The 6,000-nt window shown below is 63.0% G+C and carries 5 protein-coding genes; 2 read left to right on the forward strand and 3 right to left on the reverse strand.

Annotation, left to right across the window (positions count from 1 at the left end; translation table 11 throughout):
• Positions 1 to 46 precede the first annotated feature (46 nt).
• Entirely contained in the window at positions 47 to 298 is a 252-nt protein-coding gene (locus tag U5768_RS16535) for a GlsB/YeaQ/YmgE family stress response membrane protein (protein ID WP_322031497.1), read from the forward strand.
• 84 nt (positions 299 to 382) lie between these two features.
• On the opposite strand, the gene U5768_RS16540 is transcribed toward U5768_RS16535, so the two are convergent.
• The 3 genes from U5768_RS16540 to U5768_RS16550 form a co-directional block, all read right to left on the reverse strand.
• The gene (locus U5768_RS16540; protein WP_322031480.1) at positions 383 to 1,909 is read right to left on the reverse strand and encodes an acetyl-CoA hydrolase/transferase family protein; all 1,527 of its coding nucleotides are present in this window, start codon (positions 1,907 to 1,909) and stop codon (positions 383 to 385) included.
• A gap of 196 nt (positions 1,910 to 2,105) precedes the next feature.
• Positions 2,106 to 2,327: a hypothetical protein gene (locus tag U5768_RS16545; protein ID WP_322031481.1), complete on the reverse strand. Its 222-nt coding sequence runs from the start codon at positions 2,325 to 2,327 to the stop codon at positions 2,106 to 2,108.
• Between the two features lie 141 nt (positions 2,328 to 2,468).
• Positions 2,469 to 4,670: an FUSC family protein gene (locus U5768_RS16550; protein ID WP_322031482.1), complete on the reverse strand. Its 2,202-nt coding sequence runs from the start codon at positions 4,668 to 4,670 to the stop codon at positions 2,469 to 2,471.
• A gap of 168 nt (positions 4,671 to 4,838) precedes the next feature.
• On the opposite strand from U5768_RS16550, the gene U5768_RS16555 reads away from it, so the two are divergent.
• The gene (locus U5768_RS16555) at positions 4,839 to 5,852 is read left to right on the forward strand and encodes a LysR family transcriptional regulator (RefSeq protein ID WP_322031483.1); all 1,014 of its coding nucleotides are present in this window, start codon (positions 4,839 to 4,841) and stop codon (positions 5,850 to 5,852) included.
• Positions 5,853 to 6,000: the final 148 nt, after the last annotated feature.

Genomic DNA, 6,000 nt, shown 5'->3' on the forward strand with positions numbered 1-6,000 from the left:
TCCATTCACCGTGATTCTTTCACGCCAACAAGGGGAGTCTATTCATATGCAACACGGCATCATTGCCTGGCTCATCATCGGCGCAATCGCAGGCTGGCTCGCTGGCGTCCTCGTCAAAGGCGGCGGCTTCGGACTGTTCGTCGATATCATCGTCGGCATTGTCGGCGCGTTCATCGGCGGTTGGCTTGCCGGCGTGCTCGGCATCCATATCGGCGCCGGCATGATCAGCTCGATCATTACCGCCATTATCGGCGCGGTCATCCTGCTCTTCATCATCCGGTTGATCAGACGAGCGTAGCGAATCTCCGCTACTTATGAAAAACGGGAGCACCGTCGCCGGTGCTCCCGTTTTGTTTTGCGAATCGCTTGTTCGCTTCCGCGATCATGCGTTCACTGCGAGTCCGCCTGTTGCTTCGGGCAACATCGAACCCGTTCGATTGAAGCGCAGATGCATTTCATAGGCGCGCGCGAGATCGTGCGGTGTCTGGCCGCCAATCTTGAGCGCGTCGCGATAGTAGTCGCGCAGCAGGTCGCGATAGAGCGGATGCGCGCAACGATCGATCACGAGGTTGGCGCGTTCGCGCGGCGCGAGACCGCGCAGGTCGGCGAGACCCTGCTCGGTCACGATCACGTCCACGTCGTGCTCGTTGTGATCGACGTGCGGCACCATCGGCACGATGCTGGAAATGCGGCCGTCCTTCGCAATCGCCTTGGTCGCGAAGATCGCGCACGACGCATTGCGCGCGAAATCGCCAGAGCCGCCAATGCCGTTCATCATGTGCGTGCCGCCCACGTGCGTGGAATTCACGTTGCCGTAGATATCGCATTCGAGCGCGGTGTTCAGCGCGATCAGGCCGAGGCGGCGAATCACTTCGGGATGGTTGCTCACTTCCTGCGGACGCAGCACGAGCTTGTCGCGATAGCGGTCGAGTTCAGCGAGCACCTGGGCCTGGCGATGCGCGGAGAGCGTCATCGAAGCGCCCGAAGCGAACACCATCTTGCCGGAGTCGATCAGATCGAAAGTCGAGTCCTGCAATACTTCGGAGTACATGGTAAGCGCTTCGAACGGCGAATCCACGAAGCCCGACAGCACCGCGTTCGCGATCGTGCCGATACCGGCCTGCAGCGGCGGCAATTGCGCGCTCATGCGGCCGTGCCTCACTTCGTGCTGCAGGAATTCGATAAGGTGACCGGCGATGCGCGCGGTTTCTTCATCGGCGGGCAGCACGGTCGAAGGGCTGTCCGACTCGTTCGTGATGACGATGGCGGCGATCTTCTCCGGCGGAATCTCGATGGCGGCCGTACCCACGCGGTCCTGCGGACGCACGATCGGCAGCGGATCGCGATGCGGGCGGCGGCCGGGAATCCACACATCGTGCAGGCCTTCGAGCGCGAGCGGTTGCGCGAGATTGATCTCGACAATCACCTTCTCCGCGAGAATCGCGAAGCTCGCCGAATTGCCGACCGAAGTCGTGGGGACGATCGCGCCGGTTTCCGTGATCGCGACCGCTTCGATGATCGCGAGATCGAGCTTGCCGAGCAGGTTCGCGCGCAGCATTTCCACCGTTTCGGACAGATGCTGGTCGACGAACATCACTTCGCCGCGGTTGATCGCCTTGCGCAGCGTGGCGTCGACCTGGAACGGCAGACGGCGCTCGAGCACGCCGGCTTCGGTCAGCATGCGATCGACGTCGTGGCCGAGCGAGGCGCCCGTCATCAGCGTAATGCGCAGCGGCTCTTTCTCCTCGCGCGCGCGGCGCGCCAGTTCGATCGGCACGGCCTTCGTGTCGCCCGCGCGCGTAAAGCCGCTCGCGCCAACGCGCATGCCATTGCGCACGAGTTGAGCCGCCTCGGCAGCCGAAGTGATTTTCCCGCGTAATGCGGCACAACGAATACGGTCTTCGTACATCAAAGTCTCCACAAACTCTCTGATCGCCTGGTGCCAATTTTCAGGTCTTGCAACGGCGCCCGTGCACTGCGAGTTTCACAAAACACTATTGCCATGTTTTGTGCGGCCACAATGCGCAAAGCCGCGGCGCCCACATGAAGGCGTCGCGGCACAAGATTTCAGCGTGCGCCTGCACATGGCGGGCGTGCTCTCGATCTCAGCTACCGGAATAAATATTGCAGAAGCTGACCGGGCCGACGCATTCATCCTTCCTTGCCGGCTTTGCGATTTCGCGATGGGCGGGCGCTTGCGCTACCTGCGGGGCAGCGGACTGCGCGACCTGCTGAGGGACGCTCGCCGCCGGTGCTTCGCTCTGTGCATAAGCAGCGGCGGCGGCAAACAGCGAACAGGCAACAACAGCGATCTTCACGGACTTCATTTTACTCTCCAGTGCTAATGGGTACTGCGAAGCAGTGATGTGACTATATGACCCAGGGTCGAATTGATTAAGGAGGCGCAGTGGAAGGCATATTTCCAGACTGCGGCAAGATCGCGCGGTCTCGCCTTTTTCGTTGTGTTTTCAGCGAATTCCGCGTCGCATGCGTGCGCGACGCGCGAGCGGCCCGAGCGGCGTATCGCGATCGAGCAGCGCGCTGCGGATGAAGTGCAGATGACTCAGCAGCCGCTGCACGTCGTGACGCTTTTCCCGCTCTTGATGCACTGTCGCGAGCGCCTCCCGGGCGATCCAGGTCGCGGCGTGCACGGCGCTGAGCGCGCGGTCGAGGAGCGCCCCGTCCGGCTCTTCGAAGAGCCGCGCAATATCCGCTCGCACGCGCACCAACGCCTTGGGCCAGTGCGCATCATGAAGATCGAGCCACGCCGCGGCGTGCGCCTCATTGCGCAGATCGACCACGGCATGCCCGACTTCGAGCGTCACGAGCATCCAGCGCAGCGCGCGCCGGTGCGCCTGGCGGCGCCCGTTGAGCAAGAGCCTCAACTGATGCATCAGATCGTGCGTGCCGGACTGGAAGCGCTGCCCGAGGCCATCGCGTTCGCCATGACACGCCAGCACGACCTGAGCGCGCAACGACACGCACATGCGCTCGACGAGCCAGTTCATGTGCGACGGAAACACCACCGCGAAGGCGAGCGAAGCAACCAGCATGGCTGCGACGACAGCGATGCCGTTGTTGATCAGCAGATCCGGCGTGTAGACGATCACGTTGTCCGGACCGGCCAGCAAGCAGAAGAACACCGAGAAGCCGACGCCGTAGCCCGAGATGCGCGAGCGCGTGGCGAGAAACGCGCCGATGGCGAGCACCGGGACCAGCGTCGCGCAGAGCAACGGAAAGCCATCGACATTGGGATAGACGTAGCAGGTGAAGAGATAGCCCGTCACGGCGGCAAAGCCCGCGCCTACCGACATCTGCACGGCCATACGCGAAGCATTCGGCGCCGACGAGGTGAGCGCGCACGTGAGCGCGGCCGCGATCATCGCGAGGCCGCCGCTCGGCCAGTCGGTCTCGACCCAGAACCAGCCCAGCGCCGCCACCACCACGGCAGTGCGCATGAAGGTGAACGCCACCACGTACCAGCTCGTGCGGGGAACGTAGCGCGCGGCGCGCGGCTCCTGCGCCGGACGCGTCTCCATGAGCGAAGCCCACGTGCGGCTGTAGCGCACGATCTCGGTCGTGAAGCGATAGATGAGTTCGGCCGAGGTATCGAAATCGGGCAGCGCGTCGGGTAGCGTATGTTCGAGCGGCCGCCGGGTTTCGCGTACATGACGCGGCAGCGTGCGCTGGAACGCTTCGAGACCGTCGGCGAGCCGCCGCGCGTAGGCTCGATCGCTTTCGTCGCGGCCCGGCCGTTGCGCGAGCAGCGCAGCTAGCTCGCCGAAGTATTGCGCGAGCGGTGCGATCGCCGCGTCGCTCCCATGCAGTCTTTTGAGCAACTGGCGCAACGCGTGCAGCCGCGCGCAGGCATCCATGAATTCGGCATTCAGGCGCGAAAGCACACCGCTGCGCGAGCGCATCGTCGGATCTTCGAAAAATGAGAAAGCGCGCGTGGCTTCGAAGCCGACTACATCGTCGACGAGACTCGCGAATCGCCCTTCGAACGCGGCCCTTTCGAGCCGCCCCGCCAACAGCGACGCAGCGAACGCAGTAAAATCGAGATAGCGCGTGCGCAAGGTGCGATCGAGCAACGAGCCCGACTGGCGGGGCACGATCGCCGCGCTGACCATGCCCGAGCAGAGAATCCCCACTGCCACTTCGGCGCCGCGGCCAAGCGCGGCGAGAAAGAGTCCGTTGGGCTGCATCACGAGCGGAATGCCGATCAGCGCCGCCGTGTAGCCGGCGAGCACGAAACCGTACCAGCGAAAATGGCGATTCCTCATGGCGGCGGCTGTACAAGCGGCCACCCATCCCGTCATCCCGAGTATGTAAAGCTCGGGCTGCTGGACGGACACGGCGCCCAACGCCACCGCCGCAATCATTCCCACCGCAGTGCCGACGATGCGATAAAAGCTCTTGGCGAACACCATGCCGGAGAGCGGCTGCATCAGTACGAATACGGTGGTCATCGCGATGCGGGGCTGCGGCAGGTCAAGCAGCATGGAAATGCCCATGGCGAGCAAGCCGGCCGCAACCGTCTTCAGCAGATGGAGCCAGATTGCGCCGCCGCTGGCCTGCCAGTCGCGCAGCGCGCGTCTCGCGGCGCGCCATATGATTTCCGCGCGCCGGCGCGAGTCGAACGCTCGATGTATCGCAGGCTGGCGGCTCATGAAAACGCTCGGACTGTTTCGAGGACAGGCGCCGATTGTAGGAGCGTCATTGCGCCGCATTAATGGGACGCGCAGGGAACATCCGTTCCAGATCGCTCAACAATGGCGCGCCCCGGCAGGCGGACAATATCGTTTCTGTACCGAATAAAAGAAGGTCAAGAAGGTCTGATGGATACGTTACAAAACATGCGGGTGTTCATCCGCGTCGTCGAAGCGGGCAGCTTCACGGCCGCGGCTCAGTCGCTGGATTCGACCACGGGCGCGATGTCGCGCGCGGTATCGGAACTCGAAGCGCATTTACGCACCCGTCTGCTCAATCGCTCGACGCGCCGACTCGCGCTTACGCCCGCCGGCGAGCGGTATCTCAAGCGCTGCTCGCAAATTCTTGCGGACGTCGATAGCGCGGAAGAAGAAGCGAGCTGCGCGCACGAACGTCCCGCCGGGGCGCTGCGCATGCACAGCTTCGCGAGTATTGGTCAGCAGTACGTGCTGCCGGCGATTTCGCGCTATCGCGCGCTGCATCCCGAGGTCACCGTCGAGCTGACGCTTTCGCAGCGCATGCCGGACCTCTTCGAGGGCAGCAGCGACGTCTCGGTGGTCACGGCGTCTTCGTTGCCGAATTCCGAACTCGTTTCGCATCAACTGGGTTCGACGTACAGCATTCTTTGCGCGTCGCCCGGGTATGTGGAAACGCACGGTGCGCCGCGCACGCCGGCCGATCTCTCGCATCACGACTGTTTGATTCTCAAATCGCCGGCGTTTCCGGCGCACGAGTGGACGCTCGACGGGCCCGAGGGCAGCGTCGAGATGCAGGTGGACGGACCCGTGCAGGTGAATATCGCGGAATCGCTGGCGGTCGCGATACGCGAGGGAATGGGGATTGGGATGCTGCCGGTCTACGCGGCAATCGAAGGACTGCGTAATGGTACGCTCGTGCGCGTGCTGCCGCAGCACAAACTGCAGAAGACGAACGTGTACGCGCTATACCCGTCGCGCAAATTCGTCGACGCGAAAACGAAGACGTGGGTGGAATTTCTGCGCGCGCATCTTCCGCAGGTCATCGAGCGTGACCTGGCGCTGCTTGAAGCGCTGACTCAAGAACAGCTTGCGGATATCGCAGAGGATGTTGCTTTGGCGAAGGACGCCGCGGTCGCGGCAGCTATGCAAAAGGCTGCGCAGTAGGACTACGATTTTAGAAGCCGGTTAATGCAAAAAAGCCGTCCATTGGACGGCTTTTTTGTTTCCAGCATCTGGCATTGCACTCAATCGCCACGTGCCCAAACGCCAGAACCCCGGCTCTCTTTCGGAGACACCGGGGTTCTGGACATTA

Source organism: Paraburkholderia sp. J76 (genome assembly GCF_905220295.1).
Taxonomy (GTDB): Bacteria; Pseudomonadota; Gammaproteobacteria; order Burkholderiales; family Burkholderiaceae; genus Paraburkholderia.